Annotated in this window: 9 protein-coding genes, 1 tRNA gene and 1 pseudogene; 9 read left to right on the top strand and 2 right to left on the bottom strand. The window is 35.1% G+C overall.

What is annotated here, in order from left to right:
- The first annotated feature begins 36 nt into the window (after window positions 1-36).
- The 5 genes from VKY47_RS00180 to flxY are packed head-to-tail and all read left to right on the top strand — an operon-like array spanning window position 37 to window position 9,420.
- Complete coding sequence (locus VKY47_RS00180; RefSeq protein WP_324309229.1) at window positions 37-1,233, top strand: DUF2062 domain-containing protein; 1,197 nt, start codon at window positions 37-39, stop codon at window positions 1,231-1,233.
- Window positions 1,226-4,918 carry a 1-acyl-sn-glycerol-3-phosphate acyltransferase gene (locus tag VKY47_RS00175; protein WP_324309227.1) on the top strand — a complete coding sequence of 1,231 codons (3,693 nt, stop codon included), beginning with the start codon at window positions 1,226-1,228 and terminating at the stop codon, window positions 4,916-4,918. Before VKY47_RS00180 ends, VKY47_RS00175 begins: the two co-directional genes overlap by 8 nt.
- On the top strand, window positions 4,915-6,471 hold the full coding sequence (locus VKY47_RS00170) for a phytoene desaturase family protein (protein ID WP_324309225.1): 1,557 nt from the start codon (window positions 4,915-4,917) through the stop codon (window positions 6,469-6,471). The genes VKY47_RS00175 and VKY47_RS00170 overlap by 4 nt, the downstream gene beginning before the upstream one ends.
- Window positions 6,455-8,125, top strand: coding sequence for a C45 family peptidase (locus tag VKY47_RS00165; RefSeq protein ID WP_324309224.1), 1,671 nt, complete (start codon window positions 6,455-6,457; stop codon window positions 8,123-8,125). The genes VKY47_RS00170 and VKY47_RS00165 overlap by 17 nt, the downstream gene beginning before the upstream one ends.
- Window positions 8,122-9,420, top strand: a complete 1,299-nt coding sequence (flxY, locus tag VKY47_RS00160; RefSeq protein ID WP_324309223.1) for a flexirubin biosynthesis putative acyl-CoA ligase FlxY — start codon at window positions 8,122-8,124, stop codon at window positions 9,418-9,420. The genes VKY47_RS00165 and flxY overlap by 4 nt, the downstream gene beginning before the upstream one ends.
- Window positions 9,421-9,428: 8 nt before the next feature.
- On the opposite strand, the gene VKY47_RS00155 is transcribed toward flxY, so the two are convergent.
- The gene (locus VKY47_RS00155) at window positions 9,429-11,237 is read right to left on the bottom strand and encodes a hypothetical protein (RefSeq protein ID WP_324309222.1); all 1,809 of its coding nucleotides are present in this window, start codon (window positions 11,235-11,237) and stop codon (window positions 9,429-9,431) included.
- A 231-nt stretch (window positions 11,238-11,468) separates the two neighbouring features.
- Between VKY47_RS00155 and VKY47_RS00150 the strand changes: the two genes are divergently transcribed.
- From VKY47_RS00150 to VKY47_RS00130, 4 genes and pseudogenes are all read left to right on the top strand, one after another.
- Entirely contained in the window at window positions 11,469-12,149 is a 681-nt protein-coding gene (locus tag VKY47_RS00150) for a hypothetical protein (RefSeq protein WP_324309220.1), read from the top strand.
- 51 nt (window positions 12,150-12,200) lie between these two features.
- Window positions 12,201-13,495, top strand: a pseudogene (locus VKY47_RS00140) (DUF2254 domain-containing protein).
- A 213-nt stretch (window positions 13,496-13,708) separates the two neighbouring features.
- Complete coding sequence (locus VKY47_RS00135) at window positions 13,709-15,205, top strand: MDR family MFS transporter (RefSeq protein ID WP_324309216.1); 1,497 nt, start codon at window positions 13,709-13,711, stop codon at window positions 15,203-15,205.
- A gap of 195 nt (window positions 15,206-15,400) precedes the next feature.
- Complete coding sequence (locus VKY47_RS00130) at window positions 15,401-17,545, top strand: cation:proton antiporter (protein WP_324309215.1); 2,145 nt, start codon at window positions 15,401-15,403, stop codon at window positions 17,543-17,545.
- A gap of 218 nt (window positions 17,546-17,763) precedes the next feature.
- Here the strand turns inward: VKY47_RS00130 and VKY47_RS00125 are convergent.
- A tRNA-Asn gene (locus VKY47_RS00125) sits at window positions 17,764-17,837 on the bottom strand.
- Window positions 17,838-17,900: the final 63 nt, after the last annotated feature.

Below are 17,900 nucleotides of genomic sequence, written 5' to 3'. Positions count from 1 at the left end.
AATTTCGAAACTATAACAAAACAAGGCTTCATAGAAGTGAACAACGAGCTTATTAGACAAAGAATTACCGATTTAAACGTATGTGTTATCATTCCAACATACAACAACCATCGTACCCTAAATCGAGTTTTAGATGGGGTTTTGGAATTAACCAATAACATCATTATTGTTAACGATGGTTCTACCGATACCACTTCAACTATTTTAAAGGATTACCAACAGCTCCAACAATTACATTTCCCTCAAAATAGTGGTAAAGGAATTGCTTTACGAGAAGGATTTAAACAAGCCATAGCCTTGGGTTATGAGTTTGCTATAACCATCGATTCTGATGGACAACATTTTCCAACTGATATTCCAGATTTTATCACCGAACTAGAACTAAACAACGGCAAAGACCTCTTGATTATAGGTTCTCGAAACATGGAACAAGAAGGCGTTCCTGGAAAAAGTAGTTTTGGAAACAAGTTTTCAAACTTTTGGTTTTGGATAGAAACAGGCATTCAACTAAAAGATACCCAATCTGGTTTTAGATTATATCCTTTAAACGTTATTAAAAACCTGAAATTTTACACCAGTAAATTCGAGTTTGAAATTGAAGTGATTGTAAAAACAGCATGGAAAGATATTGAAGTTAAAAACATTCCCATTCATGTGCTTTATGATGAAACTGAAAGAGTATCGCACTTCAGACCTTTTAAGGACTTTACAAGAATTAGCATCTTAAATACCTGGTTGGTTTTTTTAACGGGTATTTACTATTTCCCGAGACGACTTTTTAGAAATATTAAAAAAAAAGGCCTTAAACGATTTTTTGTCGAAGATTTATTAGGCACCAACGATTCTCCAAAAAAGAAGGCCCTTTCCATTGCATTAGGAACTTTTATAGGGTTTTCGCCACTTTGGGGCTTGCATACCTTTTTGGTAATTACCTTGGCTATTTTTCTTAGATTAAATAAAGCCATATCTTTTGCTTTTTCTAACGTAAGTTTGCCTCCCTTTATTCCCTTTATTATTTTTGCAAGTTTGGAATTGGGACAATGGGTTTTAGGCGAAAGGATCTCCTATTCCATAGAAGAAATGATGGATAATTTTCAAGCATTTGAGCATCTAAAAACGTATCTTGTTGGAAGTTTTATCTTAGCAATTATTGGAGCTACTGTTTTTGGTCTTATAGGATATATTTTCTTCAGCTTCACTAATAAGAAGAACATAGCATTAAAAAATGAGTGACTTTTTTTACAACATACATACCTACTTAGCCTCAAGAAAAATTGTAGGCTTTTTTGCTTTAGGCCTGCTTGTTTTAAGCTTAAGTTTTTTAGCTTCTAAAATTACTTTTGAAGAAGATATTTCTAAACTTATTCCTATAAATGAGGGAAACTCCGATGCTCAAAAAGTACTTAAATCGGTAAACTTTGCCGATAAGATTATAGTAAATATTAAAAAAGAATCTGCTGGTTCCATTGACGATTTAACACAATATGCCACGCGGTTTATTGATAGTATTAACAAGAATTCCAGTAAATATATCGCCAAAATCCAAGGTAAAGTTGAAGATGAAGAAATCCTAAACACCTTAGATTTTGTCTATAACAACTTACCTCATTTCTTAGAAGCATCCGATTATGAAACGATAAAAAACAAACTTCAAAAAGATAGCATCGATGCCATAACGAAAGCCAATTACAAAACCTTGATTTCCCCTTCTGGGATGGTTGCTAAAGAAACCATCTTAAGAGATCCTTTAGGTTTATCGTTTCTAGCCTTAAAAAAACTACAGCTCCTTAGTTTTGGTAACGATTTTACCATGCAAAACGGATTTCTATTAAGCCTGGACAAAAAGCACATTCTCTTATTTATTTCTCCGACTTATCCGTCTAGTGAAACTTCTGAGAATGCCATATTTGCAGAGCAACTTTATAGTTTAAATTCCAAATTAAATCAAGAATTTAAAGGCAAGGCCAGTGCCGAATATTTTGGAGGAGCTTTGGTGGCAGTTGCCAATGCCAAACAAATAAAAAAGGACATTCAATTAACGGTTGGAATTGCTATTACAGTTTTACTTTTAATCTTAATATATTTTTACCGAAAAATAAGTGTCCCACTCATTCTTTTTATACCAACAGCTTTTGGTGCGTTGTTGGCCGTAGCTTTACTTTTCTTAATCCGAACTAAAATTTCAGCTGTTTCTTTAGGAATCGGCTCGGTATTACTAGGTATTACTTTAGATTATGCCTTGCATATTTTAACACATATTCGAAGTAATAATAATGCAAAAGCCTTGTTTCAAGAAATTACCAAACCCATTTTAATGAGCAGCTTAACAACAGCCTTGGCATTTTTATGTTTGCTGTTCTTAGATTCGCAAGCGCTTCAAGATTTAGGTCTCTTTGCCGCCATTAGTGTGCTTGGAGCTTCAACTTTTGCCCTGATTTTTATTCCTTTGGTTTATATAGATAAAAGTGAAGTAACTAAAAAAGCAACGGTACTGGATAAGCTTGCAAGTTATCCCCTTCATAAAAACAAATGGGTATTAATAGGTTTAATCTCATTGTTTTTGATGAGTTATTTTACCCATAACAAAGTGACTTTTAATAACGATTTAGCCAATTTAAACTTTGAACCCACCGAACTTCGTGAGGCACAAAACAGATTGGATGCCCTAACCAACATCAATTCCAAATCGGTTTATATTGCTACTTACGGAACAAAAGAACAGGACGTTTTAGATGCAAACGACCGCGTTTTTTCAACCTTAAATCACCTCAAGGAAAAAGATAGTATTATTGGTTTTAGTTCGATAAGTGCTTTAATTAAATCTACCGAAACCCAAGAACAACAACTAGCAGACTGGAAAAATTTCTGGACAGAGGAAACCAAGAAAAACACACAAGAAAGCCTTATTGAAAGTGGATCGAAACTAGGCTTTAAACCAAGTAGTTTCCAAGAGTTCTACTCACATTTAAATTCGGATTTTGACATCTTAAACGCAGAAGGTTTTAAAGACTTTAATATTATTTCAGTCGATGATTATATAGCTACTAAAGATGATTTTACCACCATTACAACGCTAGTAAAATTAAAAGACGAACAAGCTAAAAACTTGTTAAGCAAGTTCGAAAACAACTCGCAAACACTTGTTATCGACAGAAAACAAATGAATGAAACCTTTTTGGGCAACCTTAAAACCGACTTCAATAGTTTGGTAGGATATTCATTTTTTGTGGTATTATTTCTTTTGTTGCTCTTTTACCGCAGCTTTTCCTTAACCTTGATAACACTGCTGCCAATTGTACTAACATGGTTTCTAACTATCGGAATTATGGGTTTACTTGGGGTACAATTCAATATATTCAACATCATTATTACCACCTTTATTTTTGGTTTGGGAATTGATTATAGCATCTTTATCACCAATGGTTTGCTCCACGAATTAAGAACGGGAGAAAGCTCTTTGCCAACTCATAAAACCTCTATTTTACTTTCTGTAATTACCACAATTTTAGGTGTTGGGGTGTTAATATTTGCTAAACATCCAGCATTGCACAGTATTTCGCTGGTATCCCTTATTGGTATTTTATCGGCCATGTTGATTTCGTTTGCTATTCAACCCCTCTTATTTTTATTTTTTATAGGTAGTAAACACAGCAGACCTTCGCCAATCCTTATGTTTATTCATTCTACTATATCTTTCACCTATTACGGCTTGGGAGGTTTGTTTTTATCCTTGGTCGGAATTGCCGTTATGAAAGTAGTTCCAATAAGCATGAAAATTAAAATGAAGTGGTTCCATAAAGTCATGTCGAAGTTCATGAAATCGGTTTTGGACTCCTATCCCTTCTTTAAAACCAAGGTAATAAATGAGTCTCATGAAACCTTTGAAAAACAAGCGATTATAATTGCCAATCACACCTCTTTTCTAGACATTTTAGCCATTGGCATGTTGCATCCAAAAATGATTTTCTTAGTAAACGATTGGGTTTATAATTCGCCGTTTTTTGGAAAAGCCGTAAAACTTGCTGGTTTTTATCCCGTATCAAGTGGTATCGAAAAAGGTGTAGATCATCTACAAGAAAAAGTAAATCAAGGCTATAGTTTAATGGCTTTTCCTGAAGGTACGCGTTCATACACCAATAAGGCAAAACGTTTTCACAAGGGAGCCTTCTTTTTAGCTGAAAAATTTAAATTAGATATCGTACCAGTTATGATTCATGGTAATTCTGAAGTACTTCCAAAAGGGAATTTCGTTATAAAAAGAGGTGTCATTTCAGTTAAAATATTAGATCGGATTCCATTTGAAGATGAATTGTTTTCTGGAACAACTAGAGATATTACAAAAAAAATAAGTACCTATTTTAAAGATCATTTTAATAATTTTAGGAAGCAAATCGAAGATGAAAGTTATTTTCATAAAGTGGTTTTAGAGGATTTTAGATATAAAGGCGATGCGCTTTACAAACAAGTTAAATTAGATTTAAAAGCAAATAAAACAGCTTACAAAACCATCATGGATGCTGTTGGAGAAAAAGACCGTATTCTGCATATTTCAAAATCTTGCGGACAATTGGATTTCCTATTGGCATTGGATAGACCTGATAGAAAAATCTATACCTATTTTGAAGATAAGCCAATAAGCAACATCCTTAAAAATAGCTATATAAGTAACAATCATTATAAAATTACGGTTTTAGCTACACTTGAAGACGTATTAAATCAACAGGCACAAGTGCTTATTTTAGACGACGTCCACATAACAAATAAGCAACTGGAAGTAGTTATGTCGAAAGGGCTTACAAAAATTATTTTGCTTCATTCAAACTTAGGGCTATCTTCAGAGATAATTAAAAACCAGTCCTTTAAAGTGGTTCATCAAGCTGAACAAATATCCATATTAACCAAAATAGAACTTATTTGAAGCCAAAATCCAAATATGATGTTGTTATAGTTGGCAGTGGTTTAGGCGGACTTGTTTCTGCAGTAATTCTTGCTAAAGAAGGTTATAGCGTTTGTGTTTTGGAGAAAAACCAGCAGTATGGTGGCAACCTTCAAACCTTTGTTAGAGACAAGTCAATTTTTGATACTGGAGTTCATTATATAGGTAGTTTAGATGAAGGTCAAAATCTCTATCAGTACTTTAATTTTTTAGGTATTATGGAGGAACTTTCACTAAAAAAAATGGATGAAGATGGCTTTGATGTGGTTACATTTGATGACGATGAAAAGGAATATAATTATGCCCAAGGCTATGAGGCATTCGCCAAAAATTTAATCAAGGATTTTCCTGAAGAGGCAGAAGCCATTCAAGCCTATTGCGACAAAATAAAAGAAACCTGCGATAAATTTCCTCTTTATAGGTTAAAACTTGGCAGACCTTATGCCGATGGTGTTTTTAAATTACAAATACGCGAATTTTTAGAGTCTATCACAGATAACAAACGCCTACAAGCTGTTTTGGCAGGAACCAATTTCTTATATGCTGGAGATGGTTATAAAACCCCGTTTTATGTGCATTCCTTATCGGTAAACTCATACATTCAAAGTGCTTATCGTTGTTTAAATGGCGGCAGCCAAATAACCAAATTATTAATTAGAAGGCTTATTGAAGCTGGTGGTGAAGTTTATAAATATCATGAAGCTGTAAAATTTGAATTCGAAGATGATAAAATAAGCTCTGTTATTTGCCTAAATGGCAATGAAATTCGAGGCGATTTGTTCATTTCGAACATCGATCCAAAGCTTACCTTGAAACTTATTGGAGATGGAAAACTACGAAAATCATATACCAATCGAATTGAAAATATAGAAAGTACCATTGCCGCCTTTAGTTTATATATTGTTCTAAAACCAAATTGTTTTAAGTATTTAAACAAAAATTACTACCATTTTAAATCGGTGGATGCCGTTTGGAATGCGCAACATTATACCCAAGAAACTTGGCCGGAAAACTACATGCTTTCCATGGGAATCAAGAAAAATAATGATGAATTTGGCGATAATATCACCATTATGACCTACATGCGTTATGAAGAAGTAGCCCCTTGGGAAAAGACTTTCAACACGGTTGCGGATAAAAACGATAGAGGCCAGACATACGAAGAGTTTAAAAATGAAAAAGCTGAGAAAATCATTGTAGAACTAGAAAAAAAGTTCCCAAATATTCGAGAATGTATTCTTGAAACTTACACCTCTTCTCCTTTATCTTATAGAGATTATATTGCAACCAATCGCGGCTCTATGTATGGTTATTCCAAAGATGTTAACAAATCCATGCAGTCCTTCATTTCACCTAAAACCAAAATTGAAAACTTACTATTTACAGGTCAATGCATGAACATGCATGGCATTTTAGGCGTTACCATTGGTGCCGTTGTAACTTGTTCTGAAATTTTAGGACAGGAATATTTATTGAATAAGATTATAGACGCCAATAATCCAACAAAAGCTAAGGAAAATGAAAGTGACTTATAAGATACTCTTATTGTTTTTAGGACTTAGTTTTGCTTCATGTGGAGTTTCCAAATCACTGCATGACGTTCCAGATGTAAGCATGTTTAATCCATCCATTCCAGAGCGCGAAAAAATTTCGGATAGCTCTTTTACAACTGAAAATGGCTATCTCACAAAAAATAAATTTGGGCAATGGGAATTATATGTCGCTGGAGATCCATATCAAATGGGCTTAAATACCGGAAGTTTAACCCAAGAGCTTTTCGAAAAACAAGAACATGCTTTTTTAAGTAAAGTGGACGAATTAGTGCCTTCAAAATTTAAACAGTATGCATTAAGAAAAGTTCTGGCTTGGTACAACCGTAAAATGTATTTACACATTCCTGAAGAATATAAAGCTGAGATTTTAGGGCTTTCAAAATATGCCGGAGACGATTACAATTATGTGGCAGACGATTATTTACGAATCCTTTATTTCCATAGCGCACACGATATTGGTCATGCGCTTCAAGATTTGATGCTTGTTGGTTGCTCTTCCTTTGCTGCTTGGGGAGATAAAACTGAAGATGGCCAGTTAATTATAGGAAGGAACTTCGATTTTTATGCTGGGGACGATTTTGCAAAAGACAAAATAATTGCCTTCGTAAAACCTACAAAAGGCTACAATTTTATGTCTGTAACTTGGGCTGGTATGATAGGCGTGGTTTCTGGAATGAACGATCAAGGTCTCACGGTTACCATCAACGCCGGAAAATCGGATATTCCATGGGTGGCAAAAACACCTATTTCCATTCTAACTCGCGAGATTTTACAATATGCTTCCAATATTGAGGAAGCCATTGAAATTGCTAAAAAACGTCAGGTTTTTGTTTCAGAATCTATTTTAGTGGGAAGTGCCAAAGACAATAAAGCCATCACGATTGAAGTATCTCCAAGTAATTTTGGCGTGTATGATGTTGAAAATTCCAATCAGTTAATCTGCTCCAATCACTTTCAAAGTGACCCTTATGCAGACGACGAAAAAAACACAAAACACAAGGCTGAAAGTCATTCGCAATATCGTTACGAACGCATGGAAGAACTTTTAAATGAAACCCAAAAGTTAACTCCAAAAATTGCTGTCGATATTTTACGAAACAAAGAAGGTTTGCATGATAAAACCATTGGTTATGGCAATGAAAAAGCCTTGAACCAGTTATTGGCACATCATGGCATTGTTTTTAAACCCGAAGATGGCTTGGTTTGGGTATCTTCAAATCCGTATCAATTGGGCGAATTTGTCGCTTATAACTTGAATACCGTTTTTACTGAAGGTCCAGAAAACAAACAAGCTATTCCGTTAAATAATAAAGAATTAACCATTGAAAAAGACCCATTTCAATACACACAAGGGTATTTGGATTATGAAACCTATCGGGTTGTAAGCAGAGAGGTTTCCACAGCTATAAATAATAAAGAGCATTTGGATCCAAGCATGCTCATCGAGTTTCAAAACAGCAATCCAGAGTATTGGAAAGTTTATTACTTAACAGGAAAATACAATTACGAAAAAAAATACTACAGAGCGGCATTAAATGCTTTTGAAAAAGCAAAAACTAAAGAAATTACAACCATTCCTGACCAAGAACATATAGATTTGTATATTAAAAAGATAAAAAGGAAATTAAACGAATGATTCCCGAAATAGAAAAAGCATCCACCCAAGACATAAAAACCTTTCAAGAAGATAAATTGAAAGATTTATTACAGTATTTAAACACACAATCGCCATATTATAAACGCGTGTTTAAAGAGCAACATATTGACATTGATTCCATCCATACGCTTGAGGATTTAACGAAGATCCCAACCACTACAAAAGATCAGTTGCAACAATACAACAACGATTTTTTATGTGTGCCTAAAAATAAAATCATCGATTATGTCACGACGTCTGGTACCTTGGGAGATCCGGTAACTTTTGCTTTAACCGACAACGATTTAGACCGTTTGGCCTATAATGAAGCCATGTCTTTTGCCTGTTCTGGCGTAACAGAAAATGATGTCATGCAACTTATGACTACCATAGACAGACGCTTTATGGCTGGATTAGCATACTTTTTAGGAGCTAGAAAACTAGGTGCTGGGATAATTCGTGTGGGAGCTGGAATTCCAGAATTACAATGGGATTCTATTTTAAAATTTAAACCCACCTATCTTATTGCGGTTCCTTCGTTTTTATTAAAACTGATTGAACATGCCAAGCAGCATAATATTGACATCAATAACTCTGGAGTTAAAGGAGCTATTTGCATTGGTGAACCTTTAAGAAATCAGGATTTTTCTTTAAATATTTTAGCTAAAAAAATTACGTCTCAATGGAACATCGAGTTGTTTTCAACCTATGCATCCACCGAAATGAATACCGCTTTTAATGAATGTGAAAAGCAACAAGGAGGACATCATCATCCCGAACTGATTATTGTTGAAATTCTGGACGAAAACGATCAACCTGTTTCAGGAAACAACGTCGGCGAATTAACCATAACTACCTTAGGGGTTGAAGGCATGCCCTTGCTTCGTTTTAAAACCGGAGACATGGTTCAAGCGCATACGGAAGCTTGTGGTTGTGGAAGAAACACCTTGCGTTTAGGACCAGTTGTTGGCAGAAAAAAGCAAATGATAAAATATAAAGGCACGACCTTATATCCACCAGCTATGGATAATATTTTAAACGATTTTAACGAAGTAGATTGCTACGTCATAGAAATTTCAAGCAATACCATTGGTACGGACGAAATCTGTATAAAAATAGCAACAAACACACCAACAGACAGTCTATTATCGATGATTAAAGATCATTTTAGAGCCAAATTACGCGTGTCGCCACGAATAGAAATTTACGATAAAAAAGACATTCAAAAACTGCAATTCCCAATCATGAGCAGAAAGCCTGTGATGGTTATTGATAAACGAAAAATCGATTCTTAATATTTAAATTAAGCCATTTCCAATTCAGGAATGGCAACAGCAATGAGTTCTTCTTTATAAAACTCCAGATCTTTTTGAATCTTGATATTTTCATTAGAAAGTGAACTTAAAAACAAGCCTTGATAATAAGCAATACCTTCAAACAAATTACTTTTAAAAGCTTCCCACTTTTTAATTTGTTTGGTGGTTACTTCTTCTGAAATGGTACTTATTTCATTTTTTAAATAATCCACATACATTTTCAATTCCTTTACAAACATATTTGGCCGATTTACATGGGAAAGCACAGACGTATTTCCATAAATATGCTGCATCATTGTGGAAAGTGACACTTCCTTATCAAAGTAAGCCAAATTAGGTCCTGGACAAATAACAACGCCTTGCTCCTGACCTTTAATAGGAATCTCATTTTCTAAATAAGAAGCATTGGCTAAACCAACACAAAGACAAGCTTTTTCAGTGATTTTAGCTTTGGCATTTTCATACATATTTGCAGATACTTCAAGTCTTTTAGCTTCTAATTCCTCCAATTTAACATCTTGGTATTTTTTTGAAGCCGTACAAATACCTTCTGGACCAAACTCTTTGCTCAAGGCCAAAAATTTCTTCGGACAAGAACTTCCTGCTTTATTATCGTCGATACGTTTTTGTTTAAAAAATTCGTTGGTAGTTCCCTTAATGGTATTAAAAGGCACACCTAATGGTGAAATTCCACTTAAATACAAATCTTTTTCTTGGGCTTTTGCCATTAAATCCCGTGTTTGTTTATCAACAGAAGTGGCTTCTGGAACCAATAGAAATGGGGTTCCCCAACCTACAGAATCCACTTGGTAGTTTTTAAGTAAAAACTCGTGTTCCTCGGCGGTACCAACTCCACCTTGAACGGTGAATTTTAAATCTAAAGGTTGTTCAGGAACGGCTAATCCTTTTAGACTTAAGCCTTTTACAAAAACATCATGTGTTTCTTTAATTAATTCAGATTTTTTGTTTTTGAATTCCTCCAAAATAGGACCTAATAAAAAACCTTCAGTCGCAAAGGCATGTCCACCACAATTTAATCCAGATTCAATTCTGTATTCTGAAACCCAAAGTCCCTTTTTTGCCAAAAACTTTCCTTGAATGGTTGCTGAACGATAATCGCTGACCTTCAGTATAATTTTCTTCTTTATACATCCCTGACTATCTGGAAAGAAATCGTTGAAATTTTCAAAATAGCTATATAATCTCGGATTCATTCCTGCAGAAAGTACAACAGAAGAACTTAGATTGCTCTTGGCAAACCCACGAAGAGACGCATGTGCATCGTTGAATTCGACAGGTAATTGTTCTCCTTTAACAAAGTTATCCTTGTCGACTTTAGTCATGATATTTACATCAATATCCCCGGCAGTTAAATGTGTTTCTAAGAAATTTTTTATGTTTTCCTTTAAGGCAGATCCCTCATTTATCAAATTGGAAAGTCCTTCTTTAATACTGGATTTATTAGGTAAAGTAGCTATAAAATTATCCAAGGCTGTTTTACTTTCAGATAACTCGGTTTTAAATTTTGAAAATTTTTCCTTGACAATACTATCCACCAAATTTAAATAGGATGTAATACGTTCGGCACGATAATCTTGTGCTTTTTTTGATATTTCCTGATAAGGTAAGTTGAATTTTTTACTGTAAAAGGCATTCATTTTTTCAATAAGCTCATCGTCAATAATAGATATTACGGACGAAATGCCATATTGAGCCACCCGAATGGGACTGTCAATAGTATAAGCCAAACCCATAACTGGGATGTGAAATGTGTGTAGAGATTTAGGTGATGTCATCTTTTAATTTTTTTGAAAATTAAATAAGATACAAATATGATTATTCTTTTTGGGCCAAAAGATGATAATTATCATACCTTTTAGTCTTTTATGGAAAAATATGAATAAATAAAAATTGCAACCATAAATAAAAATTACTTATTTTAGTGCCTAATCAAAATGAAAGCGCGAGTAGCTTTAATGTAAATTCACGAACTAAAACCTATTAAACAACCCATTAAAAACAGTATTATGTCAGAAGAAAAAGTATTTCAAGCAAGTCCTGAAAGTAAAGGAAAAGCAAAACAATTGCGTCTTTTCGCTTTTTTAGCCTGGATTATTGCCATAGCGCTACAAGTTTTTGCCATTTTTAAGCTCATTCACGATGAGACCATGATTTGGCTAATAGTTGTTATTGTGGTTATTTTAGCTTTAGCCATCACGGGATCCACACTTTGGAAAAAAGCCAATCGTCTAGATCCTGCTTCCGAAAAAGATAAAGTAAAGTTCTTCGTTCAAAATCAGTTAGGAGCCATTATGGGCGTCTTGGCATTTTTACCTTTGGTGATTCTTATCTTTACCAACAAGGATGTCGATGGAAAAACAAAAGGAATTGCTGGTTCTATAGCTGTGGTTGCGTTACTGATTGCAGGTATTTCTGGCGTGGATTTCAACCCACCTTCTATTGAACAATATACCAAGGAAATTAACGAGCAAACCAGTACTTTAAAAGAACTGAATAATGATATTGACAATGTGTATTGGACCAAAGCTGGAAACAAATACCACATCTATGAAGATTGTCAGCACATTAAAGGCAGAGATGAAATAAATAATGGAACGGTTAAAGAATCATGGGAACAAAAAGGTATTTCGGAACTGTGTAAAACTTGCGAAAAAAGAGCATTAAAAGAAAGTGGGGTTTCTGAATAGATCTGCTATTTATAAATAAATTGTTGGTAACTTGTAGACTCAATTCATTCTATGAAATCGCTTTACAATAGATTTATAAGTTTTATAAATACCATTCGCGGTAAGATTGCTTTTTTTCCAACTCTTTTTAGTATTGTAGGTTTTAGTTTTGCCATGCTCATGCTATATTTGGAGAAAGTTGGTATCTCGGCATTTGTTATTGAGCATGTTCCCCAATTGGTAATAAATAATGCGGATACCGCTAAAACACTTTTAAGCTTTTTAACAGGTGGTATTATTTCCATCATGGTTTTCAGCTTTTCTATGGTAATGGTATTGCTTAATCAAGCTTCCAGTAATTTTTCACCCAGAGTTTTACGGGTTTAATTTCCAATAGAAACCATCAGTTTGTTCTAGGTATTTATTTAGCAACTATTTTATACAACACCTTTACCTTGGTGGGAATTAATCCGCAGGAAAATGATAAATACCAACTTCCTGGTTTTTCAGTTCTTATCGGTATCATTCTAACTGTAATTTGCTTGGGTGCTTTCCTGTATTTTATTCATTCCATATCCCAATCCATTCAGGTTAATAATATTTTAGATAGTATTTATAAAAAAGCTAAAAAGCGCCTGGAATACTTATTGGAAAAAGAAGTAGAAAAAGTGGCTTCATTTCCAGATACCTCCAAGTGGACATCTTATCAGAGTTCCGAAACCGGTTATTTTCAGAATATAGCAATTGCAAACCTCATCAACATTTGTGAGGATGAAGATATTCAGCTAAAAATTTTAGTTATTCAAGGTGCTTTTGTTTTAGAAGGCCTCCCAATTATTCAAGTAAGTAAAGACATAGATCCCGATTTAGTAAAAAACATTCTCTCAAACTTTAAATTTGCTAAAGGTGAATTTGTTGAAGATAATTACGTACTCGCATTTAAACAAATTACTGAAATTGGCATGAAAGCCATGTCCCCAGGAATTAACGATCCAGGAACGGCTATTAGTACCATAGATTACTTAACGCAGCTGTTTGCTATGCGACTTAAAAAAAACGACAAAACCATTATCACTTCTAAAGACAATCGTGCCCTTATAGCAGTTACAACCACTAATTTTAAAGAGCTACTGTATCAAGTTATGGTTTCTTACAGAACCTATTGCAAGCATGACTTAACCTGCATTCAGAAATTATTTATCATGTTTAAATATTTACTGTTGCAAGAAGCTCATTTACCAGAATACCATGATGCGTTAATGGCAGAAGCCAAATTATTATATGAAGACACGCAACAATCCATTCAAAATACTACAGATTTAAGACGTATTGAGAAATTGTACCAATCTTTACCAAATCCGAGATGATTTTCGGATTATTCCTGTACGTACAGGTCGTGACCTGTCCGTTAAAAATAATAACAGCATCCCCAAGCAAAAATTTAATTAAACTTGATAGCCTAAGTCCATATCCAAGACAAATTTTATTTTTTTACATAGCAAACAATAACACTATAAGAGTGAGCAATTATTCTATTAAGTTTTACCTTTGCGCAGAATAAAAATAATTCGATTTAGTAGATGAATAACGATGCCCAAAGCAAAAAAAGCAGAGCTTGGATTTTAGCAGCTTTAATGCTTACAATGGCTTTAGCCGCTATGGACAGCACCATTGTAGCTACAGCAATTCCACAAATTGTTGGGGACTTAGGAGGATTTTCTTTATTTAGTTGGCTATTCTCTATTTATTTACTAATTCAAACCATTACCATTCCCATTTATGGAAAACTTGCAGATGTCTATGGCCGTAAACCCATTCTTATTTATGGTGTTATTGTATTTCTGTTAGGTTCTGCTGCTTGTGCTGGCGCTTGGGATATGATAAGTTTAATTGCGTTTAGAGGACTTCAAGCGGTTGGAGCGGGTGCCATAATGGCGACTGTAAACACCATAGCTGCCGATATCTATACGCTTGAAGAACGCGCCAAAATTCAGGGATGGCTTTCTAGTGTTTGGGGAGTTTCTGCTATTTTAGGACCTACTTTAGGTGGCGCTTTAGCCGATTACGCATCTTGGCGTTGGATATTTCTAATAAATATTCCTGTGGGCATTGGATCTATTATTATGATTAGCATGTTCCTTAAAGAAAACAAACCCACAAAAAATATTAAAATCGATTGGCTTGGAGCCTTATCACTATTGATTACAGGTGCTTTTATCATGTTTGGTTTGATGCAAGGTGGACAATCCTGGGAATGGATATCCTATGAGACTCTTATATTTACAGGTATAGCCATTGTTTTAATTTGGACTACCGTGAAGATAGAATCACGTGCTGAAAGCCCTATTTTACCTAGATGGGTATGGAGAAAACGTGTACTAGCAGGAGCTAATCTCGCTACAATAGGCATGGGGTGCATGACCATGGGACCCAACATGTTTATTCCTGTTTTTGCACAATCGGTAATAGATGTTGGAGCAATTGCAGCAGGATTTATATTGGCTAGCATGAGTATTACCTGGCCGCTATCTTCTTCGTTTTCGGGTAAATTGTATCTACGCATTGGCTTTAGAAATACAGCCCTTTGCGGCATTTTAATTGTTCTCATAGCCGTTTCAACTTTCTTATTCATGCCTTTCCCAGGTTCTGTAAGGACCTTGGTCGTTATTCAGTTGCTTATGGGTGCTGGTTTCGGATTGATTTCCACCCCTTTGATGGTTGGCGTCCAATCCACAGTGGAATGGGGACAAAGAGGTGTTGTTACAGGCGCTAGTATGTTTTCAAGATATTTCGGACAAAGTATAGGAGCTGCCGTCTTTGCTGCTATTTTTAATTCGGTGTTATTGGATAGATTAACAGAGGCTCCAACAAATTTACAACATGCTTTACCCAAGGTGAATGAAGTGGTTGAAGTTTTACAATCTGTCCATTCAGACGATACCGTTCAAAACTATTTACAACTTGCGTTTTTCGATTCTACACACACAGTTTATATAGGCATTCTTACTGTAGGACTGCTCACACTTATAGTCTTATTGCTAACACCAAAACACTTTGCTAGAATCGAGACATTTTAATCAGTAAAATAAATCTTTTAAAAACTATCCAGCCATAGACAAAGGCTCCAATTGTTCCCTATAAGCATGTGGCACGCACCAAAAGAACTACTAAAATTATAATTAATTTACCTACTCAAATTAAATTACATTTATATTTGTATTTTTGAAACACTTAATAGAGTAACTTATAACGCAATTTAATAAAGCAAAGAGATGACAGATTTCTTCCAACAGTTGATACACGAATTTGAATTACCGCTTCAAAATCCGGTACTTATATTTTCATTAATTCTCTTTATCATTCTATTATCTCCCATACTGCTAAGAAAACTAAATGTCCCTGGAATTATTGGGTTAATTATAGCAGGGGTGATTATAGGTCCTTATGGATTTAACATTCTTGCACAAAGTTCTGCCATTGACCTCTTTTCAACTATTGGGCTTCTGTATATCATGTTTATTGCAGGTCTTGAATTGGATATGAACGAATTTAAATCCAACCGAAACAAGAGTGTTATGTTTGGATTTTTGACCTTCATCATACCTATTGGAATTGGATTTCCAGTATGTTATTACTTGCTTGGCTACGACTTCAATGCGAGTTTTCTTACTGCTAGTATGTTCGCGACACACACGTTGGTAGCCTACCCTATTGTAAGTAAATTTGGTATTTCTAAAAACCAGGCTGTAGCCGTTACCGTTGGAGGCACTATTTTAACCGATACTGCAGTGCTTATCATTCTAGCCGTAATTATGGCAAACAGCGAAGGTAATTTAAATCAGGAATTTTGGATCCGACTTGGCGTTTCTCTGACCATTTTTTCCGCCATTATGTTCCTAATAATTCCAAGAATAGCTAAATGGTTTTTTAGAAAACTGGAAAGTGAAAAACATTCACATTATATTTTTGTCTTGTCTATCGTATTTCTCGCCGCATTTTTAGCAGAAGTAGCCGGGGTAGAATCGATAATTGGCGCTTTCGTAGCAGGATTGGCCTTAAACAAGCTCATTCCTCATTCATCCGCATTGATGAACCGAATTGAATTTATTGGAAACTCACTATTCATTCCCTTTTTCCTAATAAGCGTAGGAATGTTGGTTGATGTGAGCGTGATTTTAAGTGGTCCAACAGCTCTTATTATAGCTGGAACTCTATCGGTCGTGGCTTTGTTTGGAAAATGGTTTGCGGCTTTAATTACGCAACTCCTATTCAAATATTCAAAAGCACAACGACAACTTATTTTCGGGCTTAGTGGTGCCCATGCCGCCGCAACCCTTGCAGTTATTTTAGTGGGATATAAGGCTGGGATTTTAGATGAAAACATCCTGAACGGAACCATCATACTTATACTAGTAACTTGCATAGTTGCTTCATTTGCTACCGAAACAGCCGCTAAAAAAATAGTTATTGAATCTGAAGATGACACGAGTACAATAATAAAAGCCAATAGCCTTCACGGCGAACACATTCTTTTGCCAATTGCAAACGTTGCGAACATAGAAAAGCTACTAGAACTTGCTATTTTAATTAAGGATAAAAAATCAAACAATCCCGTATCCATCCTTTCAGTAGTTGCCAATAATAATGAAGCTGAAATTAATATTCTAAAAGCTAGAAACAAGTTGGAGGAATTTGTAAAACAAGCATCTGCGTCTGAAACAGATGTCAATATACTTACAACTATCGATCATAATATAGCAAGTGGTATAGCTCGTATTTCAAGAGAAATTATGGCCGACATTATTATTTTGGGATGGCCACAACGCTCCGGATTTATCGATAAACTAATTGGCGAGAAAGTAGAGAGTATCTTGAGCAATACAACTAAAACCACTTTTATTTGTCATATAGAAAAACCGTTGGTATTACATAAAAGAATCGTTGTTGCTGCTCCACCATTAACAGAGCATGAAGAGGGCTTTGGCTTATGGTTTACAAAAATAGCGAAATTGTCTCAGGAACTTAGTATTCCAATTCTATTGTATTGCAATGAGGCAACCAAGAAAGCCATTGCAAAGTTATGCAGCAAGACAAAAATCACCTCCACGATTACAATAAAATCATTTACGGACTGGGAAGATTTTTTAATACTTTCAAGAGATATTCAGGAAGCCGATTTGTTTGTCTTGGTATCTGCCCGAAAAGGTGCTACCTCTTATATGGGAGCTTTGGAAAATCTGCCTTCTAAACTTGAAAAACACTTTGGCACGAACAGCAGATTTGTAATCTACCCGCAACAATACGCTAATAATATAGATAGTGACAGTTACAACGAGGTTTCCACAGAACAACTGAACAAAGGAATTGAAGCCGTACAAAAAATAGGGAAAGGAATTGGTTCTATTTTTAAGAAATAAGACCGTGATTAATTTAAATCAGCATGCTCTCCGTGAGGACGAGTTGTTTCATTCAGCATAATCCCCCGCACGGGCAGGTCGCAACTTGCCCCCAAAAAGAAACAACAAGCGAGCTTAATCCCAATCTTTGCTTAAACACAGCAATTGAAAATGATGCTGCTTAACCTGTACCAAATAAAAAAGCCTCTACATTTCTGTAAAGGCTTTCTATCATTGTGCTCCTCCTCTTGGGCTCGAACCAAGGACCCTCTGATTAACAGTCAGATGCTCTAACCAACTGAGCTAAGGAGGAGTGTTGTTTTCTTTTTAAGTCTTTTTTCTGACTTCCATATTTTCCAAACCAACCGTTATATAC

The sequence above is a fragment of the Xanthomarina sp. genome, assembly GCF_035306705.1.
Taxonomy (GTDB): domain Bacteria; phylum Bacteroidota; class Bacteroidia; order Flavobacteriales; family Flavobacteriaceae; genus Xanthomarina.
The sequence above is the reverse complement of the archived record's forward strand: the minus strand, read 5'-3'. Positions and strand labels throughout refer to the sequence as shown.